Genomic DNA, 22,160 nt, shown 5'->3' with positions numbered 1-22,160 from the left:
GGTAAAAAATGGCGGCAATTTATTTGGTGCGACATGGTCAAGCCAGTTTTGGCGCGGCGGATTACGACCAATTATCGGCGCGTGGTGAGCAACAAGCTCAGCTCCTTGGTCAATGGTTAAAAGATTGTCTTTTACCTGTTGAAAAAGTCTATTTAGGGCAGGCAAAACGGCATTTACAAACCGCACAACATTGTTTGGCAATGACCGATGATTTATCAGCAAGTGCTTGGCAAAGCTTAACGGGCTTTAATGAGTTTGACCATGTTGAGATTTTAAATCGTTATCGTCCTGATTTGGCCGAACATAGTGCGATGGCGCAGTTTTTAGCGGCTAGTCCTAATCCACGCAAAGCCTTTCAAGCCTTGTTTAGTGCGGCAGTTGACCGTTGGTTAAGTGGCGAATATGACCATGATTACCAACAAACATGGTCAGCATTTCAACAGGCAACTTGGCAAGCCTTAGCACAAGTGCGTGCTGAAGCAGCGAATGCACGTCATATTTGGGTGTTTACGTCGGGCGGCACAATTACCGCGATTGTGCAGCAGTTATTGGCTTTAGACCCTCAACAAGCCTTTACTATTAATTGGAATTTAGTGAATACAGGTGTGACTAAGCTGTTGTTTAGTGGCGAGCGACTCAGTCTTAGCTATCTCAATAGTCATGGCCATTTAGAACAACAGCATCAAGCAGAATTAATTACCTATCGTTAACCCTCACCCCAACCCTCCCCAAAGGGAGAGGGAGTTACAGTTGAGTATAAAAAATGATAATGGCAAATACCTTTGATTTATCTGGAAAAATAGCCCTAGTGACAGGTGCAAGTCGTGGCATTGGCCAAGCGATTGCTGAGTTATTAGCCCAACATGGCGCACATGTGATTATTTCGAGCCGTAAAGCCGAAAGTTGTCAGGTGGTGGTTGATAATATTATTAATGCAGGTGGCTCAGCCGAAGCAATGGCTTGTCATATTGGTGAAATGGCACAAATTGAAGCCATTTTTGCCCAAATTGAGGCTAAACATGGTCGTTTAGATATTCTGGTTAATAATGCCGCAACCAATCCGCATTTTGGTTCGATTATCGATACCGATGTTAATGCTTTTCAAAAGACGGTTGATGTTAACATTCGTGGTTACTTTTTTATGTCATCGTATGGCGCAAAATTGATGGCGAAAAACGGTGGTGGGGCAATCGTTAATGTTGCCTCAGTGAATGGTGTGATTCCGGGTTTATTTCAGGGCATTTATTCGATTACCAAAGCCGCTGTGATGTCAATGACCCAAGCCTTTGCCAAAGAATGTGCAGGCATGGGCGTGCGTGTTAATGCTTTATTACCGGGTTTTACCGACACCAAATTTGCCTCAGCCTTGGTGAAAAATGAGCAAATTGTTAAGTCGGTTTTACAACATGTGCCTATGAATCGTATTGCTCAACCGAATGAAATGGCAGGTGCGGTATTGTATTTGGTGTCACCTGCGGCCAGTTATACAACGGGTGTGTGTTTAAATGTTGATGGTGGATATTTGTTGGGATAGGCGTTCTGGGTATTGCCTGCGGCAGGCCTTACTTTTGTTTCGGCAAAAGTAAGCAAAACCATTTGTGGCGCAGAACTCGGCATCCCTGCCTCGAACATGCTGCACCACGCTATCCCTGTTAATACCCATTGATGATTTTCTGACATTTTGCGTACCGTTAATGATAATAATACAGAGTACTTATGAAAGATTTAAAAAACAAAGTTGCGGTGATTACAGGTGCAGCCGAAGGCATTGGCAAGGCGATTGCTCAACAAGCGGCACAACACGGCATGAAGCTCGCTTTAGCCGATATTAATAGCCAAAAATTACAAACAACAGTCGATGAGTTTGTTGCACAAGGGGTCGAGGTATTTAGCCAAGCATTTGATGTGGCTAATCACCAACAGGTTGATGCCTTTGCCAATGCGGTATTTGCTCATTTTGGTAACGTTCATCTGTTAGTCAATAATGCAGGGGTGGCGATTTCTCGGCCTGTTTGGGAAACCACACCTGAAGATTGGCAATGGGTGATGGGGGTTAATTTTTATGGGGTAACCAATGGTTTAAGAGCTTTTATTCCCCGAATGTTAGCCAACAATGAAGAAGGACATATTGTTAATACAGCATCAGTTGCAGGCATGTTATCGTTGCCATGTACTGCCGCTTATAATGCCAGTAAACATGCGGTGGTGACGGTTTCTGAAGGTTTGTTTTTTGATTTACAACTGCGCCAAGCTAAGTTAAAAGTCTCGGTATTGTGTCCTGCATGGGTCAAAACAGGCATTGCCGAGGCAGAGCGTAATCGCACTGTTGGCCAAAGCATTGATTTTAGTCAAGCCGACCAAGTTAATCGTTTTACCGCAGGTATGGTGCAACAAGCAGTGGCGAAAGGTATTCCTGTCGAAAAAGTGGCTAATGATGTCTTTACGGCGATTCAAGAAGAACGCTTTTACATCTTTACCCATGCCAAAATTAAATCATCCATTCAACTACGCATGGAAGATATTTTACAAGAGCGTAATCCAACGTTAGTGAGTTTGTGACATGCCTTATTTAACGGTAAATGGTGCAAATATTTATTACGAAGAGCATGGCCAAGGTGCGCAAACCATTGTTTTTGCGCATGGTTTGTTGTGGAGTGGTCAAATGTATGAGGCACAAGTTGCCTTCTTCAAACAGCATTATCGTTGTATTACCTTTGATTTTAGAGCACAAGGCCGTTCCCAAGCGACCGACAGTGGTTATGACATGGACACACTCGCTGCTGATGCTTTGGCTTTGATTAAACAATTGGTTGGCAAACCTGTGCATTTTGTTGGTTTGTCGATGGGCGGTTTTGTCGGTATGCGTTTGGCCATTCATCATCGGGAATGGTTGTTGTCTTTAAGTTTGCTCGAAACTTCCGCCGATCTAGAACCTAAGCAAAATTTATTAAAATATAAAGTCTTACCCAAAATTGCCCGTTGGTTGGGGATGGCCGTGGTTGCGCCACAAGCGATGCACATCATGTTTGGTCAAACCTTTTTAACTGACCCTCATCGTGCTGAACAACGCGTTGAAATGCGTCGGCGTTTGTTGCAAAACGACCGAGTCAATATTGGCAAAGCCATTAATGGTGTGTTTAGTCGACAAGGGGTTTATCAATATTTACCTTCAATTACGACACCCACTTTGATTATTGTCGGTGATGAGGATATTGCCACCATTCCTGCCAAATCACGACGCATGCACGCCGCAATTAAACACAGTCAATTGGTGGTGATTCCACAAGCAGGGCATACCTCAACCGTTGAAACACCTGATGCAGTCAATGCAGCCTTAGAAAAGTTTATAAAGGTAATATAATGAAAGCTATTCTTTGCAAAACTCATGGCCTTCCCGAAACACTTGTTTTAGAAGATATTCCTTCACCACAAGCAGGTGCAAAACAAGTCGTCATTAGCGTCAAAGCCTGTGGTGTTAATTTTCCTGATACCTTAATTATTCAAAATAAATACCAATTCAAACCCGAATTGCCCTTTTCACCGGGTGGCGAAGTGGCAGGTGTGGTTAAAGAAGTTGGCGAAGGTGTTAAACACCTAAAAGTCGGAGATACCGTCATTGCCATGACTGGTTGGGGTGGTTTTGCCGAAGAAGTTGTCACTGATGGCTCACGGGTGTTTCCTGTGCCACCCGTCTTTGATTTTAAAACAGCAGCAAGCTTTGCTTATGTCTTTGGCACGTCCTATCACGCATTAAAAGACCGCGCTCAGTTGCAAGCAGGTGAAACCGTATTGGTCTTGGGGGCAGCAGGTGGAGTGGGTTTAGCTGCGGTGCAACTCGCCAAAGTCATGGGGGCAAAAGTGATTGCTGCCGCTTCAACGGCTGAAAAATTAGCGGTTTGCCAACAATATGGCGCAGATGCTGTGGTGAATTACACCGAAGCTAACTGGCGTGAACAAATCAAAACCTTGACTGACGGCAAAGGAGTGGATGTGGTTTACGATGCGGTGGGTGGCGATTATGCCGAACCCGCCTTGCGTTCAATGGCATGGCGTGGTCGTTATTTAGTGGTTGGCTTTGCTGCGGGCGATATTCCCAAAGTGCCACTAAATTTAGCTTTACTCAAAGGTTGTGCAATTGTTGGTGTGTTTTGGGGAGAGTTTGCGGTTCGGCAAAAACAAGATAATCAAGCCAATATGATGCAGTTGTTTGCATGGCTGATGCAGGGGCAATTAAAACCGCATATTTCAGCAGAATATCCCTTGGCGCAAGCCGCTCAAGCCTTGAATGACTTAATGCAGCGTAAAGTGACAGGTAAAGCGTTATTAGTCATGGAGTAAAGTAATCATCGACTCCGTGTTTTGCATGGAGTCGACATGATGACTAAGATGCTAAGCTAAGCATGAACCACCGTTGGTACGGCAATGGTTGTTTGCTCTTTACGCGCCCATGCCCGTTCATGAAAGAAAAACGCCACCGCTTGCACACTAGGCTCCAACATACTCAACGTTAACGCCATCCAAATATTGCCTGTTACCATAAAAGCGACAATCGCAGCGACAGTAATGTGCATCACATAGTAACTTAAGGTCTTCTTTAAGGTATGACGATGGGTGCTAATAAATTGTTTAATGTGAGCCATGATCGTATCCTCTAAGTTGTGCTTCTATAGACTCCATCTTAGAGAGAAAATGCGATTGTGTAAAACTATTATTTTTTATTGTTATGATAGTTTTTTATAATGAATTGGCAGCGTTTAATCCCAAACTAGCTAGTGCCGTCTTATAGAGGCGCGTGTATGATAAGACGACCCACTTGTTTATCTGCCGCACTCACCTAAGCCTAAAGCCGATATGGATAATTTGCAGAAATTGAGTATTGACCACTATATTGCACATACCATTCGCCATCCCATTATGGGCAATTTGTTCCTAGCCCTCGTTTATTTTGCGACTGCGTATATTGGTTTGGCGTTGAGTAGTCCCTTAGGATTTGCCTCTCCTGTATGGCCACCTGCGGGTATTGCCCTTGCATGGGTTTTATTGGCGGGTGCACGATTTGTTATTGGTGTGATTGTTGGTACGATAGCGATTAATGTGGTTATCAGTGCCAATGTGACTGGACTACCCATTTATCAAGTAAATTGGCTGATTCCCATTCTGTGTGCATTAGGTGCAGGCTTACAGGCGTGGGTGGGTGCTGCTCTGATTCAGCATTTTGTGCCGCGTCAAGAAGGGTTTCAAGAGCCTGCGGTTGTTATTAAGTCCTTAGCATTAGGCGGTATCGTTGCAACCTTAATTAACCCGACATGGAGTGTCACGGTACGCTATATCGCGGGTTTTATCCCACCAGACCAATATATACAAAATTGGTTAACATGGTGGATGGGGGACAGTATTGGTGTGTTAGTTTTTGCACCATTGCTGATTATTTGGGGGATGAATAAACCTTTTTATGACCGTACTCGCGCAGTCATAGTCACCGTTGTATTAATAGCGACCTTCAGTTTTGCGGTGCTTGGTTGTGTGTTGGTTAGCCAATTAGAGCGTCAAGAGCGTATTAATCGTTTCACGGTCAGTGCTCAGTTATTCACCTCGCAAGTTCAGCGTCGTTTTACGGATTATGATGAGTTTTCTCAACTTGTACGGGGCTTTTTTTATGGCAGTCACCATGTTGCAGCCGATGAATTCAGTGCCTTTGTTGGCGAGTGGCAGGCCTCGCATCCCGAAGTGCAAGCGGTACAATGGGCGGAATATTTACCAGATACGGAACGCTTAGCATGGCAGAATCAAGTCTCCCAAGAGCAAAAAAGAGCGATTCAGGTTTTTGAAGATGTAGACTCAAAGACATTACAAGCGGCCACACATCGTCTAGCGATTCGTTATATTTATCCTGTCAATGAAGAAAATAGCAAAGCCTTTGGCTTTAATATTTTAGCGAAAGCAGACCGACTCCCTGCGCTGAACCGTGCCGTACTGACTAACTCTCCGACACTCACTTCACCTGTGCAATTGATTCAAGCTCCCACCAATAAAATCAGTGTGTTGTTATATACGCCTGTCTTTAAGCGACCCTTAACGGGACAAAATGATTGGTCACAGATACAAGGCTTTATTGTGATTGTGCTCAAAGCTGATAGGGTGTTGGAACGTTTAACAGAGGAGTTAATGACGCCTGAGCTTTCGTTGATGGTAAAAGATACCGTGGCGGCTAAAGTTGTCTATGGCCAACCGCCTAGTCCCCAAGTGTGGCGTTTGGTGAAGTCATTAGGCATGTATAACACCTATCAATTGGCGATTGGCCAACAACATTGGCAAATGCAAATTTGGCCAACGCCCCAACGACTGACCCAATATGAATCGTGGCTAACATGGTCTGTCTTAATGATTGGATTATTAAGTACCGCATTGGCTGTCACCTATACCATGATTAACTCGGGTCGCCGCCAATACTTAGAGCGCATGATTGCTCAACATACCGAGGTATTAGTACAGCAAAATGCGGCTTTAGAGAGTGCCAGACAAGAAGCCGAACAAGCGAATATTGCAAAAGGGCAATTTTTGGCCAACATGAGTCATGAAATTAGAACCCCCATGAATGCGATTATTGGCTTTTCGCATTTGTTATTAGGATTGCCTTTACAAGCGCAAGAACGAGAATATTTAGAAAAAATTGACAGTTCAGCGCGTTCCTTATTAAGTATTATTAACGATATTTTGGATTTTTCTAAAATTGAGGCGGGTCGTATCGAGATTGGCCATGATATGTTTGATGTCGCAGACGTATTACAAAAAATCTCACAACAAGTCATGTTAATTGCAGCCGATAAAAAAATTGAATTTATTGTCGATTTACCCCCGCAGCTTCCCACCCAGTTGATGGGTGACCCCATACGTTTAGGACAGGTATTACTTAACTTAGCCAATAACGCAGTCAAATTTACGGAGCGTGGCGAAGTGGTTGTCCGTGTGACCGTATTGAGTTTACAAACCACACATGTACGTCTGTTATTTGCTGTCAGCGATACAGGGATTGGCATTAACCCAGAACAACAAAAACGGCTATTTTCTGCATTTTCACAAGCCGATGGTTCAATCACGCGTCGTTATGGCGGTACAGGCTTAGGTCTTGTGGTGAGTAAAGGATTAGTAGAGTTGATGGGAGGGCATATCCGTGTCGAGAGTACGGCAGGGGTAGGGAGTACATTTAGTATAGAGTTAGAGTTTGATATTGCGCCAACGCAGTTAAATACCCCATCTATTAGCTCTGTCAGTCAGCCCCTGCATGTGTTGGTCGTGGATGACTCATCGGCATTGCAAGCGGTGTTAGTTGCCATGCTGCGACATCAGGGGTATGAAGCAAGGTCTTTATCTTCGGGCTTACAAGCATTAACGCTGATTCAAGAACAAGATAACACGCATCCCTTCGATTTGGTGATTATGGATTGGAAAATGCCCATTTGTGATGGCATAGAGGTCGCGCGACGGCTACAACAACTCAATCTAAAACATCGTCCTAGTTTATTTTTAATGACTGGTTATGGTTTTGCACGCATTAAACAAATGACCGAAGGCGCATTTTTTAGTGCGCACTTACAAAAGCCCATTCTCCCCTCCGTCTTGCAAACTGCCATAGAGCAAGTGTTTGGCCAACAACCCATGTTGCAAGAACCCGCCATGATTACGCCAATCCGTCGATTTTTAATGGCACGTATTTTATTGGTAGAAGATAACGCGATTAACCAACGTCTTCAAAAAGAAATGTTACAGCGTTTAGGCTTAGAGGTAGATATTGCCGCTAATGGCACTAAAGCCCTCGAAAAATTACATAATACCACACATCCCTATGCCTTAATTTTAATGGACTTACAAATGCCCGTTATGGATGGCTTTGAAACCACACTCAGAATTCGGGAGCGTTTTGACCGTGAAACGCTACCGATTATTGCACTAACGGCTTATGCCATGCCCACAGACAAACAACGGTGCTTAGAAATAGGCATGAATGGCCATATTGCCAAGCCTATAGATTTTCATGAGTTGGCGGAGGTACTGAGCCAATTTTTAGTCTTACAGACCGATACGCAGACCTTACCACCCATAGAAACTCAAGAACAACAGACATTTGTACAGCGCATTATGCAACTGAATCATTTATTATTGCGTAATAGTTTAGATGGACGCCGTGTATTTAATGAGTTACAACAAGACTTGGCTAAATACGATGTGGTTAAAACAGAAGACTTAGCAAATGCCTTAGCAAAGCTAGACTTTAAATATGCGCAACAACTGTTGGCTGAGTTGATTTCTATTGTGGAGACAAACGTTGATTGACCCTATCAACCCTGTAACAACACGTGCGACCATTTTGGTCGTTGATGACACTCCTGCCAATATCGAAGTTATGCACGCGATGTTAGCACCTGATTACGAGGTATTGTTTGCCACTAACGGCCATGAGGCCTTAGAGTTAGCCGCTAAAACACGACCCGATTTAATTTTGCTTGATATTATTATGCCCGAAATGAATGGGCATGAAGTGTGTCAGCGTTTGAAGTCAGATGTTGTTACCAAAGACATTCCTATTGTTTTTGTGACCGCGATGGCCGCAACGGATAGCGAAGAAAAAGGCCTACGTTTGGGCGCAATCGACTATATCGTTAAACCATTCAGTCCCGCAGTGGTCAAGGCACGTATTGCGAACCATTTAGAGCTAAAACGCTATCGCGATTTATTGGCCGATTTAGTCTGGATTGATGGCTTAACAGGTGCGCGTAATCGTCGTTATTTTGATGAGTGTTTGCCGCGTGAGTTTAGACGCGCCATGCGCGCGCATTTGCCCTTGTCTTTGATGATGATAGATGTCGACTATTTTAAGCAATACAACGACCAATACGGCCATTTAGCAGGAGATGATTGCCTAAAAGCGATTGTCAACACCTTAACACAACTCTTACGTCGTCCTGCGGATGTGGTGTTTAGATACGGTGGCGAAGAGTTTGTTTGCCTATTACCAGACACCGATGCCAACGGTGCGGCTATGATGGCCGAACAGGTTCTCAATCGCTGCCGCAAATTAGCGGTAGAACATAAATTATCACCTTATGGCATCGTGACCTTGAGTATCGGCTTGACGACCTTAATGCCGCAACCCGAACAGCATGTCAGTGATTTAGTCGAAATAGCCGACCAAGCCTTGTATCGTGCTAAAGAAGAAGGCCGTAACAGGCTGTATGTTTTATAACTAGCCAATGCCTAGGCGCTGTTGAGCTTTTGATGGTGTCGCGATAAAGCGGGTCAATAGAACACACGCCCTAGGTATTAGGTCATTAATACATAACTTCTCAAACTGATACTGCCATATTCATAGCCCTCATACAGCCATTCCAGTCTCTCGTCAGCTAGCCGCACCGCCTCGATATATAATAGAGGCCAATAATGGTCTTCACTGGGAATGGCCAAACGGGCAATTTGGCTCATCTGTTGCCGTGTTTGTGTTAAAAAAGACAAATCGTGTTGTTCAATAACCGCTTTTATTTGCATATCAAAACTAATCGCCCAATCAGCACCTTGTTCGCGTTGCTGCCAGTCTAAAAGCCCTAAATTATGTACCACGTTGCCACTACCCATAATCATTACCCCTTGATGACGTAAGTCTTGCAGTTTTTTTGCAAATTCAAGGTGTTGTTGACGAGTAAATTGGGTATTGAGGCTCATTTGCACCACAGGTACATCCGCTTGTGGAAAAAGATGTTTGAGCACTGTCCATGTTCCGTGGTCAAAGCCAGCTTGTGGGTCGGCAACAATCCCTATGTTCATCGCTAATAATTGTTGTACTAAGTTCTGGTCAGTTTTGGCAGGGTATTGCACCTCATACAACGCAGGTGGAAAACCGTAAAAATCAAATATCTGCTTAGGCTGAATCGCACTGGTTATGCGTACATCTTGTGTCAGCCAATGTGCCGAAATCATCAAAATGGCTCTTGGTTTAGCAAGTTGTTGACCACAATGTTTTAGATGTTGGGTAAAACGATTATCAAGCACGACATTTTCTGGCGAACCATGTCCTAAAAACAAAGCAGGGCTAAGAGTCATATTGATTACTCCATATAAATAAATCCAGTGTAATGAGTTAATTATCTACAGAGTAGCCATAAAACAGATAACAGGGTGTTGCCCAAAAGTACGAATTAATACGGAATAATAAATATACAAATTTATATACAAATGTATGTCTTTAATGGTCTTAACTTTTTGCGCCATTTTTTTAACTTTAGACACCTTTTCCCTAATCATTGTCAGAAATTATCAATTAATGCCTTATGTTGAAACGTAAGATTGTCCTACAGTTTAACCATATTGATGTGTAAGGGCAAAACGATGAAAAAAACCTACTTAAGTGCAGCAATTGCCATAACCATGATGAGTGCCAGTGCTGCCTATGCCAGTTTAAGCAATGGATTGCCTTATGATGTCAGTATGGATGCCAATGGTTTTATGATTGATGGTCAGTATCGTTTGTTGCGTGGCGGCACGGTGCAATGGTTTCGGATTCCAAGCAGTGAATGGCGTGACCGTTTAGAGCGTTTTAAGGCCGCAGGTTTTAATACGGTAGATTTATATGTGGCGTGGAACAGTGTAGAGCCGCGAGAAGGGCAGTTTAATTTTAGCAGTCCTAATTTGCGTCAATTTATTTTGTTGTGTAAAGAGTTAGGTTTGTATGTTTATTTACGACCAGGCCCTTATATTACCAATGAGATGGATGGTGGCGGTGTGCCAGCATGGTTAATGGCCAAATCCACCAAAAAAGACATTGCGGCGGATGGCAAACCCAATTTACGTACCCATGACCCTGATTATTTACACTATGTGGGTAAATATTTACGCCGTGTGAATGCCGAAGTGCGCGATTTGTTTGCTGACCGTGGTGGGCCAATTATTTTATATTCGGTAGAAAATGAATATAACTGGTTTCAACCTTTCCACGAGGCTGACAAATTGTTTGGTTATGAAGGTGGGCCAGAGCGTGGTTTGTGGCAAAACTTTAATCCTAATGCGTATTTTACTGCCTTACGTGATATTGTCCGTAATGATGGTATTACCGTCCCCATTACCACTTGTCCGGGTGATGGCAAAGCCTCAGCCACAGGTGATGTGTCTGGTGTTGTGCCTATGCCCAATATTTATAATGGCTTAGGGGGTGATTATCCCGAAAAAACGGCTGTTGATTTATTAACCGATATGCACAGCAGTAATCATGGTGGTGTCTATGCCAATATGCCCAGTGGTACTACCGAAACCGACCGTGACCCAGTCAAAATCAAACGCTTATTATTAGGCGGTTTAGATGGCACATTTGCCTTTAATGCGGTGGGTATGATGACCCCTGGTTATCGTAATGCGATTGTGTTAAATACCCGCAGTGTTGATAACGCCTTTGATTTTAGTTCGATTAACAACATCATGAATGGTTTTGTCTCACCACAAGTGGGCTATTTTCATGGAGTTGTTGATTATTATGGGCCTGTGTCTCCGTCTGGTTTGTTGCGTCCATCATTCCATGCTTTCCGCCGTGATAACGTATTTTTTGATGCGGTAGAGCCATATTTTGCCAGTGCAGGTACAGCGCAAAAAACAGGTTTAAGTATCAGTAATACGGAGTTGGGTGCGCGTGAACCAAACAATGTTAAGGTCAATTATTGGTTGCAAGGCACTCAAGGTGTGCAATTTGTTGGTTTGGTGAATCAATCAGGTTTTGCACAAAATATTCCTGTCAATGGCATTAACTTAAATGGTCAAACCTTGCCTAAGTATGTGTCAATGACTGTGCCAACCAATCCAGAAGCAGGTGTCGCTTCTAAAGACTATGCGATGATTTTGGTCAAAGATTTACCGTTAAGCAATGGTGCAGGCAAAGTCGCATGGACAAGCAGTGAGTTATTGACTTCACGCAGTTATAACGGTGATGCCCTAGTGATTGTGCATGGTGTGGCCAATAATCAAGGTGAATTGGTGTTAGAAGGTTTGGGCAATGCTACCGTTATCACCCGTGATAATGGTATTAACATTGCCGAACAAAATGCCAATCGTCTAGCCTTAACCTATAGCCACTATCCACATTTAGAATTAGTGGTGCGTAGTGAAGCGGGTAAAACGGTGCGTGTGTTAGTGACAACTACGGAAGAAGCAGGACGTTTTTGGTTTCCACGTATCAATAATCAAGATTATGTGGTGGCAGGTTTAGAACTGTTAAAAGAAACAGGTGTATCCTCAGTGTACAACTTACAGTTGGCAGCGGAATATGACGTTAAAAATCGCCCCCTGTTTGTTATGTCACCACGTCGGATGCAGTTGCGTAATTTAGTGGTGAATAGTGCATGGAATAGTCAAACTCAAAGTGCAACGTTTACCAAGCCACAAACTATTCCTAACTTAGCACCATTACCGAGTTTAATGGCAGGTAAAGTAGCCAGCGATATGGCCGAAGCCAAGTTAGATTATAACGACAGCACATGGATAAAGTGGACAGGTGAGCCACAACCCTTAGAAAGCAAAGGCATTTATACAGGTCATGCTTGGTATCGTACTGAGTTAGATTTTGACCATGCGCCATATTGGTGGGAAGATTGTTCCTTATATATTGAACATGCCAGTGATATTGTTGGGATTTATGTCAACGGCACGTATTTAAGTACCAAGTTACCTGTAGGCACTGAATTGGATTCGGATTCTTGGAATGATAAATATAAATTCCCGTCATTACGTCCTTACTTAAAACAAGGCAAAAATGTGGTGGCTTTCCGTGTTGAATCATGGGGACACGGTAGCTTTATGTTCCCACGTGGCACATTAGCTGCAACCAACATGAAAATCCCCAGTTTGGGTTTTGATAGCTTTAAAGGCTTATGGGGAACAGCGCGTTTAGGTGGCACCAATTTAACTAATTGGTCGTTACGTGCCGACTTAAATGGTGAACGTACAGGTTTAATGAGTCACAGTTATAGTGATAGCACATGGCAATCTGCAACTTTACCCATGAACTTAGCCAAAGGTGAAGTACGTTGGTATCGTGCCAAGTTTGATGCTAGCCAATTACCCAATACCAGCAATTTACACGCGCCTTTATCCTTACGTTTTGCGGGTCAACGTGTTAAAGCCACAGTTTGGTTAAATGGTCAGTTAATTGGTCGTTGGTTGAGTGGTGACGGTTGGATTGATAATGGCTTTTGGGGGCGTGCAATTCGTGATATGTGGATGAATACTAACCCTGATTATTTCCCCATTAGCACCACAGGCTTAAACCCAGCAGGTACCGCCAATGTGTTAGCAGTTGCCTTTGAAGATGTCTCGGATGGTAGCGAAAGCGCAGGACAAGTAGGTGAAGTATCTTTGGCCTATAGTCCAGAAATCAGAGCTGATATTAATGGTCAGTCGATGTTGATTAATCAACCACGTGGTAAAACGCTGTTGAATGTGGACTTTTTAGAGTAACTGAGCGCGTACATGGCGTCCTGTCAGGACGCCATGTGCATCTAAGCGATGCGGAAAATTTGTCTAAGCCTTACCCAGTTTTTCTCTGTATCTACGCACCACTATTCCGTCTCTCAAGAGATTGCCAACCCCATTAAATGAGAACTGGTTGGCTTTTTTTTCACCATTTCGTGTTCTAAGGTCAATGTTTGTACAATGCTTGTCAGTTAATATCTGTAAATAGCAACCTCATATCTAAATGTTGCCGCTAAGTATTTAGAACTTGTGTTAAATAAATCGTATAAAAATTTTGTCAGTTATCTACCCAAAAACAACGTTGTCTCCTCGCTATGATGGAGAGAGGGTGGGTTTATCTCTGTTTTTAGCCTTTTATAAAAAATACAGATAAATAAGCGTTTGGCCATGATGAGCCGCGTGTCTTTGATATACACAAGAGTGCAACAACAAAAGGTATCACTATGCTACGACAATTATTCATCGCTATGGGCTTCGTCTCGCTTTTGACGGTTTCAGCCGTAACACATGCTGAAAATGACGACCTCGATGAATTACAAATGAAATTAACCAATGAATGGACGCTGGTAAAAAATGACCGCCTACGCGATATTAAGACCTATGCTCGTTTAGAGGATGGTAAACGCTATCGTTCCTTCAAAGCCACGGTACTTATGAAGGAGGTTAAGCCCGAAACACTGGTGCGTTTAATTTTAGATTTTGATAATTATAATAAATGGTACTGGCAGGTATTGGAGTCCAAACTGCTCAAAAAAGTATCACCTACCGAATATTATTTGTACTTAGTGCACAAAGCCCCTACGGGTTTGCCCGACCGCGATGTCATTTTACACGCAACAGTACAACCACAAACTGCCACGCGTAATTACTTACTGTTAAAAGTCGATACAGAGCCGAATTATATTCCGCCTAAGCCGCCGTTAGTCCGTATGATTGCCGAAGACTTGAGCTTTAAGTTTACGCCTGTGAATGGTAACGATATTTTTGTTGAAGCCGAAGGTTATGTTGACCCTGGTGGACAAGTACCGTCATGGGCAGCTAATTTTATTCAACACAGTGCCCCCTACAGTGTGGCGTTAGGGGTGTTGCGAATGTTGAAGAAAGATGAATATGTCAAATCCCGTGAGCCTGTGCCTTTTAAGGTCTATTCTTATAACGATTATATGGAAAAACAACGCTTAGGGCAGTTACCGCAGGCGCAATAATAGCGCTTATTTTGAGCATCTACCCGATTCTCATATTGTACAGGTGTATGATGGGTGAGGCCTTAGATGCCTCGCTAAAAATGAGAGTCGGGTTGTTGTAAAAAAGCCAATTCCTCTGGACTAGATAGACGACCTAAGACTTGATTGCGGTGTGGATAACGACCAAAACGCTCAATAATTATCTTATGTTTGTATTCAAAGGCTAAATTATATTCTAAACCTGCGGCTTGATAGAGTTGTACCGCTTGCTCATGTATCGCCAAAGATTCACTGTGCATAAACGGCAAATATAAAAAGGCTTTTTCATTGGCGTTTAACGTGTGGTCTAAGCCGAGCCTAATGGCTTCTTGGGCTAAACACAAGGCCGCTAAATCCTGACTGAATGCTAAGGCAGAATCACGGTATAAATTACGCGAGAATTGGTCTAAGACAATAATTTCAGCTAAACGTCCCTGTGCATCTGTACGCCAATGTGCCAATTCTCCTTGGCTAGCCTGGCGATGTAATGCGCCAAAACGTTCGCCAATTAACGCATCAAATGCTGCATCTTTACGCCACCATAAGGCAGAATCAATTTCTTGAAACCAAAATCTTAAAATCGTGTGTGCATCGCTCATATCGGTTTCCCTAAACTTTTGCGGTAAGCGGCAGGCGTCTGTTCCGTCCAGCGCTTAAAGGCGCGGGTAAAGTTAGCCATATCAGAATAGCCTAAATGCTCAGAAATATCTTCTAGGCTTAATTTGGGATTCGCTAATAAATCCAGAGCTTTTTGCTTACGCGTATCTTCGACTAAATCGGTGTAAGTCACATCATATTTGGCAAGCTGGCGTTTTAAGGTACGTTCGGACATGTGTAAACGTTGAGCCACTTGTTCTAAGGTAGAAAAGCCATATTTTTCATCAAACATCAGGGCTTTGACTTGGGCAATAAATGGTTGTTCTAAGCCAAAACGCTGCAACTCTTGTTCGCATTGTGTTAACGCGATTTGACTGGCAACAGGGTTAGCCATGACGAGAGGTAAGTCTAAATAACTACTCGGAAAAATAATACGATTTTGTGCTTGATTAAAGCTGACTTGGGCAGGCAAAAATGGAATTAACGGCTCCAAATAAGAGGGCGGAGGAAAGTCCAATTCGGCACGGCCAGTCACTAATTGGCCTGTGGCTGCTTGTCCCATGTGAGCAAAACCAAACATCACCGCAAGCACAGCCACTTCGCGTAGCGGTTGTAACTGCGTGTTCATTTCTAAATAGATGGCACTTTCGTCTGTGCCTTCTTCTAAACGCAAATTCACAATACTGCTAATCATGCCTACAAAACGCTCGGCAATCATTAAAGCCTCGCGCACATTCGCAGCCGTTAAGGCAGCAAAACCCACAAAGCCATGCATCGAAATCTGCATTTTTTGGCCAAAATAAATGGCCAGAGCCGCTTCTTGGGTAAGCTGTCCCGCTTTAATAATCAGTTTGTTTAGGTCATCAAAAGAGATGCGTCGCTGTGGGTCTAATAACATTTCCCGTGTTAAGCCTAAGTCGCTGAGTAACTCTTCTGGCTTCACTTGCCAGTTGGCAGCGACATCAACGAGTAAGAGTGGATACACCACAGGTAGGCTTTGTAAATTATTTGTCATCTTGGCCTCTAATGATAAAAAAATGGCACCAAAGCACCTATTTACCGTATGGTCATACAATTACATTATCAGTGTGACATTAGTCAATGTAACACTAGGGGTTGAATATGAACACAGCAGTTTCTCAAACAGTTATTAACACCGTACCAAACAAGACAAAACAAGCATTAGGGACTAGCGTTAACATTCCTCCTCGTCGTTTAGACTTTGAGTTTTCGACGGATTCTGAGCGTTATTATTATGACAATAACCCATATTTAAGTACGTTCTTGACCGCATTATCCTCTTTGTTTCCCGAAGGCGAATCATTTTTTGTTGAGTCGGTACGTGCGTATCGTGAGCAAATTACTGACCCCATTTTGAAAGCTCAAGTGTCTGGTTTTATTGGCCAAGAAGCCATGCACAGCAAAGAACATCAAGCGTTCAATGATATGGCCACACGTTTAGGTTATCCCGTTGATAAATTAGATAAAACACTGGCCAAACTATTGCATTTTGGCCAAAAAGCATTACCTAAATCGGTGCAATTGTCGATTACCGTATCCTTAGAACACTATACCGCGATTATTGCTGAAATGTTGTTGCGTGACCCAGTAGTTCAACAAAAATTTGCTGCTGAAGCACGTCAATTATGGTTATGGCATGCCTTAGAAGAAAATGAACATAAAACCGTTGCTTATGATGTGTATGAGCAAGTTGTTGGCAGCTATGCTTTACGCGTAGGCACGATGATTCCTGTGACAGTTATTTTCTTTGCAGTGACCTTTGCCTTTCACGCACGCTTATTGGCAACGGATGGTCAGTTATTCAAATTCCGTCAAAATTGGGATGCGTTTAAGTATTGTTGGAATGGTAAAAAGGGCGTCTTTTCCCGTTTGTTACCCCAATACTTGGATTTCTTTAAGCCGAGCTTTCATCCTAAACAACACGACACCGATGCTTTATTGGCACAATGGAAAGACATTCTATTTGCTAAAGAAGGGTTGTTATACGACCAATTAAAAAATAAAGCCGCTGTTGGTGTGCATTAATTTGTGGTGATTTGACACCTATCCTGTGCAACCCCCTAGAGTCTATGCCTGCTAACTCTCGCCCAGTTGGGCATAGACTCTAACCTTCAAAATTCTCTCGTTTGGTCACGACATCGCTCATGTGGTGCCCTCAAAAACGACATTTATCCCCAACTGAGAACCGATTTATGACAGCAAAAGCAAGTATCATTGAAAATAATTTCCCTATAATTATTGTGGGTACTGGTTTTTCAGGCATTGCCATGGCGGTCATGTTACAACGCGCAGGCATTAATAGTTATACCTTGTTAGAAAAAGCAGAAGATATAGGCGGTACATGGCGTGATAATACCTATCCTGGTGCTGCGTGTGATGTGCCTTCGCATTTGTATTCCTTTTCTTTTGAACCTAAAACCGATTGGTCTAGAGCCTTTTCGCCGCAACAAGAAATTAAAAGTTATTTAGACCATTGTGTCGATAAATACCAAATTCGTGAAAAAATTCGTTTTGGTTGCGAGGTAACGGGTGCAACCTTTAATGAAAGCCAAGGTTTGTGGACAGTCAGTTTTAAGGAAAAAGGGAAAACTAAAAAATTACTGGCGCGTGCGTTTATTTTAGGTAACGGCGCATTATCTACCCCCGCAGACCCTGACATTAAAGGCCTAAAAAACTTTAAGGGTGATATGTTTCACTCAGCACGCTGGAACCATGATGTGGATTTAGCAGGTAAAAAAGTCGCAGTCGTAGGTACTGGTGCTTCTGCCATTCAAATTGTGCCTGAAATTGCTAAAACCGTAGGTCAATTAACCTTGTTCCAACGTACGGCACCGTGGGTCTTACCTAAGCCTGACCGTTATATGACCGCTGTGGAAAAGCGTTTATTTGCCCTTGTGCCCAGTTCGCGTTGGTTACACCGAGCGTATATTTACTGGCGTAATGAAGCGGTAGCAACGGGCTTTGTCGTAGACCCACGTTTAATGAAAGGCCTAGAGTTTATTGGGCGTCTGTACTTACGTCATGTGGTCAAAGACACGGTATTGCGTGAGAAATTAGCGCCCAAATTTACCATTGGTTGCAAACGGATTTTGATGTCAAACACCTATTATCAGGCCTTGACTCAAGCCAATGCGCACGTGATTACAGACGGAATTGACGCGATTACTGCCAAAGGAATTAAAACGCGTGATGGGGTTGAGCATGAAGTCGATGCCATCGTATTAGCGACGGGTTTTATGGTCACTAATTATTTATCTCGCCTAACCATCAAGGGGTTACAAGGGGCAGACCTGAATACCACGATGACAGAACAACGCGAGCATTACTTGGGTATTACCGTTGCCGATTTCCCTAATATGTTTTTAATGATGGGGCCAAATACGGGCTTAGGCCATAACTCGATGGTGTTTATGATTGAGGCACAGGCACGTTATATTGTGCAATGTATTCAGGCAATTCGTGATAAGCAGTTGAATTATTTAGATGTACGCAAGAACGTACAGGCCGAATACAGCCAAGATATTCAGCAACGCCTACAAAAATCAGTTTGGGCATCGGGTTGTCAAAGTTGGTATTTAAGTGCCGATGGCCATAACGGTGCCGCATGGCCAGGTTTTACATGGCAATATTGGTTGGCAACACGTCGCTTAGACTTAAACGCCTACCACCAAGTTTATGCAGCAGTCAGTGACGTGGAGGTGGTTACCGCGTAACGGCTGACGCATAAAACAAGGGCGCACTCAGTGCGCCCTTTTTTATTTGTGTGGGCTGATAATAGACCCTATACAAGTCTAAGTTTTTTAACTACGCTTGAAAGAAAAAGGGAAACTTTCTTAATTCTAGATTCTTGTCAATCTGAATACATAAGCGTTATTAAGCCTCCCTAATGTCCTTCATAAGTATTAAAAAATGCCTATAGCGTGGTTTTGTCGCGTCTGGTGTGTGTGGTGTTTGTTATGCTCTACCAGTTGGGCAGACCTTGTATCGTCTGTTGATGTTGCGGTTGAGCAACAAAATCTGGCTAAATCCTTGCGGTATATTGAGGATAAAAGCCAACAACTGACATGGCAGCAAGTTGCAACACGCCAAGACTGGCAAGCACAAACCCAAGAAAAACCCTATTTTGGATATTCGACCTCTGCTTATTGGCTAAAAGTCAATTTACATCATCACCATCCACAAGCGATAGACCGTTTATTAGAAATTAGTTATCCCTTATTAGACGACATTCAACTGTATTTAGTACAAGGCCAGTCTGAATTACGTCAATCGTATCAATTAGGCGACCGTTTTGCGTTTGACCAACGTCCCATTCGGCATCGACTATTCTTAGTTCCTTTACATGTAGAGCCTGAGAAAAACTATACCCTTTACATTCGTGTTGTCAGTACTAGCGGCTTGCAAGTCCCTCTTAGCTTATGGGAGTCACATCGTTTTCAAGAGTATGACCATCATCGGCAACTATTATTAGGGGTTTTATATGGCGCTTTTTTGATTATGGCGGCATATAACTTTTTTATTTGGTTATCGGTACGCGAAAAAAGCTACTTAATTTATGTTGCATTTGTCATGGTCTATACCCTGCTGTTGACGACAGTGGATGGCCTGACGTTTCAATACCTATGGCCAACCTTGACGATATGGAATAACAAAGCCATTGTCATCATTTTGGCGTTAGCACTCTTTCTAAGTATGCTGTTTAGTCGCTATTTTTTGCATACACAACGGTTTAATCCGCGCATAGACCGTCTATTAATAGCCTATATGTTATTGATGATACTGATAGCGGGACTGGCGTGTGTAATGCCGTATCGGCAAATGATTATTATCACCATCGTTTTGTCTGCGGGGGTAGCCTTATTATTAATTACAACGGGTATTTTGAATTGGCGTGCAGGCAATAGAGCGGCTCGATTTTTTGTGTGTGCATGGTTGTTTTTGGCGGCGATGGTGCTGCTCTACGATTTAAGCCAGTTACATCTTATTCCCAAAACCACCTTAACCAATATTGCATTACAGATAGGGGAATTATGTGAGGTATTGCTATTATCTTTTGCCTTAGCCGATAGAATTAACCTCAGTCGTCAACAAGAGCAACAAGCACAACTTTTGTTAATGAATGAAGAGCGCCGAGCGAATGCGGAACGCGAACAGCATTTACAAACTAAATTAAAAGCCCAAGAAGAAGAAATCAAAGCCAAACAAGCGATTTATCAAGCGCAAAGCGAAAGTCGCGCCAAAAGTTTATTTTTAGCGACCATGAGCCATGAAATACGCACGCCTATGAATGGTGTATTAGGCATGACCGAACTCTTACAAAATACCGAATTAACCCCGCAGCAACAACAGTATTTGCAAGTGATTCATAGCTCAGGTAGTGCATTACTCAATATTATCAATGACATATTGGATTACTCAAAAATTGAAGCAGGCAAAATGGATATTGAGTTAATCGATATGGACTTAGATAAGTTACTGCTAGAATGCGCCTCAATTTTTTCCTTAACCGCCGAACAAAAACAGTTAGAGTTTTTAGCCTCTATAGAGCCGCAGACGCCATTATTTATTAAGTCTGACCCCACACGTTTGCGACAAGTATTACTCAATTTACTCAGTAATGCCTTCAAATTTACCCATCGTGGTTGTATTAGCTTGCGGGTGCATGCAGAAGAAAATCAGCAGCAAGCCGAGTTGTGCTTTGAGGTGAGTGACACAGGCATAGGTATGACCGAAGAACAACAAACACGGTTATTTACTGCATTTCATCAGGCCGATGCGTCAACCACCCGTCAGTTTGGCGGTACAGGCTTGGGCTTGAGTATCAGTAAGCGTTTGATTGATTTAATGCAAGGACACATGACCGTACAGAGTCAGATAGGGCAGGGTACACTGTTTAGTGTCCGAATACCGTATCAAACCGCCAGTCACGATTATATTAACGACCATTTTGTCCCGCTGACGGCCTTACAAAATCAACGTATTTTATTTGTCGATGATTCGATTGACTTTACTCAAATTATGACCGAACAAGCACGAGCATGGGGCATGATTGCGGAGGCCGTACATGATGGCGAACATGCACTGCAACTCATGCGTCAGGCCACACAACGCAACGAGCCGTATGATATCGCTGCTTTAGATATGCGCATGCCGCGTATGACAGGTTTAGAGTTAGCAGAAAAAATGGCTCAAGACCCTACATTCAGCCAGACTAAACGTATTTTATTGACCGCCATGCGTATGCCGCCCAGTCAGGACGAATTGGCTGCGGTTGGTTTAACCTTAGTTATCCAAAAGCCGACATCGGCCAATATGTTACGAGATGCCTTATTAAAACTTTTAGGTTGTCAACAGCACTACCGCTCGCAACATGATAAACGCCAAGACCACGATAGCATTCAACAAGCACTGGCAGGTAAACGACTATTGATTGCCGAAGATAATGCCGTCAATCAAATGGTGATTTCGGGCATGTTAAAAAAACTAGCGATTCATGTAGATATCGCCCAAGATGGCTTACAAGCCGTGCAGTATTATCAACAACAGCCACTTGCCTATGATGCCATTTTAATGGATTGTGAAATGCCAAGATTGGATGGTTACGGTGCAACAGTTGCTATTAGAGAGTTTGAGCAAACGCAAAAACTACGTACTATACCGATAGTCGCATTAACGGCACATGCTATGCGAGAACAACAATTGCGTTGTTTGAAGTCGGGAATGGACGATTTTCTGACCAAACCACTCGCCTTTGAACGCTTAAAACAATTGTTGATGCAGTTGTTTTGGCACAATTCCTAGTCTTTCGTTTTTTAT

General features: G+C 43.1%; 16 protein-coding genes. 12 read left to right on the top strand and 4 right to left on the bottom strand.

What is annotated here, in order from left to right; all coding sequences use genetic code 11:
• Nucleotides 1-8 precede the first annotated feature (8 nt).
• The 5 genes from C8N29_RS00955 to C8N29_RS00935 all read left to right on the top strand — a co-directional run bounded on the left by C8N29_RS00955 (nucleotide 9) and on the right by C8N29_RS00935 (nucleotide 4,338).
• Complete coding sequence (locus C8N29_RS00955) at nucleotides 9-710, top strand: histidine phosphatase family protein (protein WP_107864146.1); 702 nt, start codon at nucleotides 9-11, stop codon at nucleotides 708-710.
• 59 nt (nucleotides 711-769) lie between these two features.
• A complete protein-coding gene (locus tag C8N29_RS00950) occupies nucleotides 770-1,534 on the top strand; it encodes an SDR family oxidoreductase (protein WP_420836647.1) in 765 nt (254 codons plus the stop codon).
• A 182-nt stretch (nucleotides 1,535-1,716) separates the two neighbouring features.
• Nucleotides 1,717-2,559 carry an SDR family NAD(P)-dependent oxidoreductase gene (locus tag C8N29_RS00945; RefSeq protein WP_107864144.1) on the top strand — a complete coding sequence of 281 codons (843 nt, stop codon included), beginning with the start codon at nucleotides 1,717-1,719 and terminating at the stop codon, nucleotides 2,557-2,559.
• 1 nt (nucleotide 2,560) lies between these two features.
• Nucleotides 2,561-3,361, top strand: a complete 801-nt coding sequence (locus C8N29_RS00940; protein ID WP_107864143.1) for an alpha/beta fold hydrolase — start codon at nucleotides 2,561-2,563, stop codon at nucleotides 3,359-3,361.
• The gene (locus C8N29_RS00935; protein WP_107864142.1) at nucleotides 3,361-4,338 is read left to right on the top strand and encodes an NADPH:quinone oxidoreductase family protein; all 978 of its coding nucleotides are present in this window, start codon (nucleotides 3,361-3,363) and stop codon (nucleotides 4,336-4,338) included. Before C8N29_RS00940 ends, C8N29_RS00935 begins: the two co-directional genes overlap by 1 nt.
• A gap of 56 nt (nucleotides 4,339-4,394) precedes the next feature.
• Here the strand turns inward: C8N29_RS00935 and C8N29_RS00930 are convergent, their stop codons facing one another.
• The gene (locus C8N29_RS00930) at nucleotides 4,395-4,640 is read right to left on the bottom strand and encodes a DUF2061 domain-containing protein (protein WP_107864141.1); all 246 of its coding nucleotides are present in this window, start codon (nucleotides 4,638-4,640) and stop codon (nucleotides 4,395-4,397) included.
• Nucleotides 4,641-4,851: 211 nt separating this feature from the next.
• Between C8N29_RS00930 and C8N29_RS00925 the strand changes: the two genes are divergently transcribed.
• On the top strand, nucleotides 4,852-8,331 hold the full coding sequence (locus tag C8N29_RS00925; protein ID WP_107864140.1) for a response regulator: 3,480 nt from the start codon (nucleotides 4,852-4,854) through the stop codon (nucleotides 8,329-8,331).
• Entirely contained in the window at nucleotides 8,324-9,241 is a 918-nt protein-coding gene (locus C8N29_RS00920; protein WP_204509243.1) for a diguanylate cyclase domain-containing protein, read from the top strand. The genes C8N29_RS00925 and C8N29_RS00920 overlap by 8 nt, the downstream gene beginning before the upstream one ends.
• Before the next feature lie 77 nt (nucleotides 9,242-9,318).
• Here C8N29_RS00920 and C8N29_RS00915 read toward each other — a convergent pair whose 3' ends face one another.
• Complete coding sequence (locus C8N29_RS00915) at nucleotides 9,319-10,092, bottom strand: dioxygenase family protein (protein WP_107864139.1); 774 nt, start codon at nucleotides 10,090-10,092, stop codon at nucleotides 9,319-9,321.
• Nucleotides 10,093-10,377: 285 nt separating this feature from the next.
• Here C8N29_RS00915 and C8N29_RS00910 point away from each other — a divergent pair, with 285 nt between their 5' ends.
• Nucleotides 10,378-13,488 carry a glycoside hydrolase family 35 protein gene (locus C8N29_RS00910; protein WP_170106839.1) on the top strand — a complete coding sequence of 1,037 codons (3,111 nt, stop codon included), beginning with the start codon at nucleotides 10,378-10,380 and terminating at the stop codon, nucleotides 13,486-13,488.
• Between the two features lie 554 nt (nucleotides 13,489-14,042).
• Nucleotides 14,043-14,708, top strand: a complete 666-nt coding sequence (locus tag C8N29_RS00905) for an SRPBCC family protein (protein WP_146164396.1) — start codon at nucleotides 14,043-14,045, stop codon at nucleotides 14,706-14,708.
• A gap of 74 nt (nucleotides 14,709-14,782) precedes the next feature.
• On the opposite strand, the gene C8N29_RS00900 is transcribed toward C8N29_RS00905, so the two are convergent.
• Nucleotides 14,783-15,325 (bottom strand): DUF924 family protein, encoded by a 543-nt coding sequence (locus C8N29_RS00900; protein ID WP_107864136.1) that lies wholly within the window; start codon nucleotides 15,323-15,325, stop codon nucleotides 14,783-14,785.
• A complete protein-coding gene (locus C8N29_RS00895) occupies nucleotides 15,322-16,338 on the bottom strand; it encodes an AraC family transcriptional regulator (RefSeq protein ID WP_107864135.1) in 1,017 nt (338 codons plus the stop codon). Before C8N29_RS00895 ends, C8N29_RS00900 begins: the two co-directional genes overlap by 4 nt.
• Before the next feature lie 107 nt (nucleotides 16,339-16,445).
• Here C8N29_RS00895 and C8N29_RS00890 point away from each other — a divergent pair, with 107 nt between their 5' ends.
• The 3 genes from C8N29_RS00890 (at nucleotide 16,446) to C8N29_RS00880 (ending at nucleotide 22,145) form a co-directional block, all read left to right on the top strand.
• Nucleotides 16,446-17,369 carry a metal-dependent hydrolase gene (locus C8N29_RS00890; protein WP_107864134.1) on the top strand — a complete coding sequence of 308 codons (924 nt, stop codon included), beginning with the start codon at nucleotides 16,446-16,448 and terminating at the stop codon, nucleotides 17,367-17,369.
• A 167-nt stretch (nucleotides 17,370-17,536) separates the two neighbouring features.
• Nucleotides 17,537-19,057, top strand: coding sequence for a flavin-containing monooxygenase (locus C8N29_RS00885; RefSeq protein ID WP_107864133.1), 1,521 nt, complete (start codon nucleotides 17,537-17,539; stop codon nucleotides 19,055-19,057).
• 196 nt (nucleotides 19,058-19,253) lie between these two features.
• Entirely contained in the window at nucleotides 19,254-22,145 is a 2,892-nt protein-coding gene (locus C8N29_RS00880; RefSeq protein WP_107864132.1) for a hybrid sensor histidine kinase/response regulator, read from the top strand.
• Nucleotides 22,146-22,160: the final 15 nt, after the last annotated feature.

The organism is Agitococcus lubricus, from assembly GCF_003051055.1.
GTDB lineage: Bacteria > Pseudomonadota > Gammaproteobacteria > Pseudomonadales > Moraxellaceae > Agitococcus > Agitococcus lubricus.
The sequence above is the reverse complement of the archived record's forward strand: the minus strand, read 5'-3'. Positions and strand labels throughout refer to the sequence as shown.

Coding starts and splice junctions, on each gene's coding strand:
- C8N29_RS00905 (WP_146164396.1), top strand. CDS start 14,043: ATGAAATTAACCAATGAATGGACGCTGGTAAAAAATGACCGCCTACGC.
- C8N29_RS00890 (WP_107864134.1), top strand. CDS start 16,446: ATGAACACAGCAGTTTCTCAAACAGTTATTAACACCGTACCAAACAAG.
- C8N29_RS00930 (WP_107864141.1), bottom strand. CDS start 4,640: ATGGCTCACATTAAACAATTTATTAGCACCCATCGTCATACCTTAAAG.
- C8N29_RS00955 (WP_107864146.1), top strand. CDS start 9: ATGGCGGCAATTTATTTGGTGCGACATGGTCAAGCCAGTTTTGGCGCG.
- C8N29_RS00950 (WP_420836647.1), top strand. CDS start 770: ATGGCAAATACCTTTGATTTATCTGGAAAAATAGCCCTAGTGACAGGT.
- C8N29_RS00900 (WP_107864136.1), bottom strand. CDS start 15,325: ATGAGCGATGCACACACGATTTTAAGATTTTGGTTTCAAGAAATTGAT.
- C8N29_RS00925 (WP_107864140.1), top strand. CDS start 4,852: ATGGATAATTTGCAGAAATTGAGTATTGACCACTATATTGCACATACC.
- C8N29_RS00895 (WP_107864135.1), bottom strand. CDS start 16,338: ATGACAAATAATTTACAAAGCCTACCTGTGGTGTATCCACTCTTACTC.
- C8N29_RS00915 (WP_107864139.1), bottom strand. CDS start 10,092: ATGACTCTTAGCCCTGCTTTGTTTTTAGGACATGGTTCGCCAGAAAAT.
- C8N29_RS00885 (WP_107864133.1), top strand. CDS start 17,537: ATGACAGCAAAAGCAAGTATCATTGAAAATAATTTCCCTATAATTATT.
- C8N29_RS00935 (WP_107864142.1), top strand. CDS start 3,361: ATGAAAGCTATTCTTTGCAAAACTCATGGCCTTCCCGAAACACTTGTT.
- C8N29_RS00945 (WP_107864144.1), top strand. CDS start 1,717: ATGAAAGATTTAAAAAACAAAGTTGCGGTGATTACAGGTGCAGCCGAA.
- C8N29_RS00940 (WP_107864143.1), top strand. CDS start 2,561: ATGCCTTATTTAACGGTAAATGGTGCAAATATTTATTACGAAGAGCAT.
- C8N29_RS00910 (WP_170106839.1), top strand. CDS start 10,378: ATGAAAAAAACCTACTTAAGTGCAGCAATTGCCATAACCATGATGAGT.
- C8N29_RS00880 (WP_107864132.1), top strand. CDS start 19,254: ATGCCTATAGCGTGGTTTTGTCGCGTCTGGTGTGTGTGGTGTTTGTTA.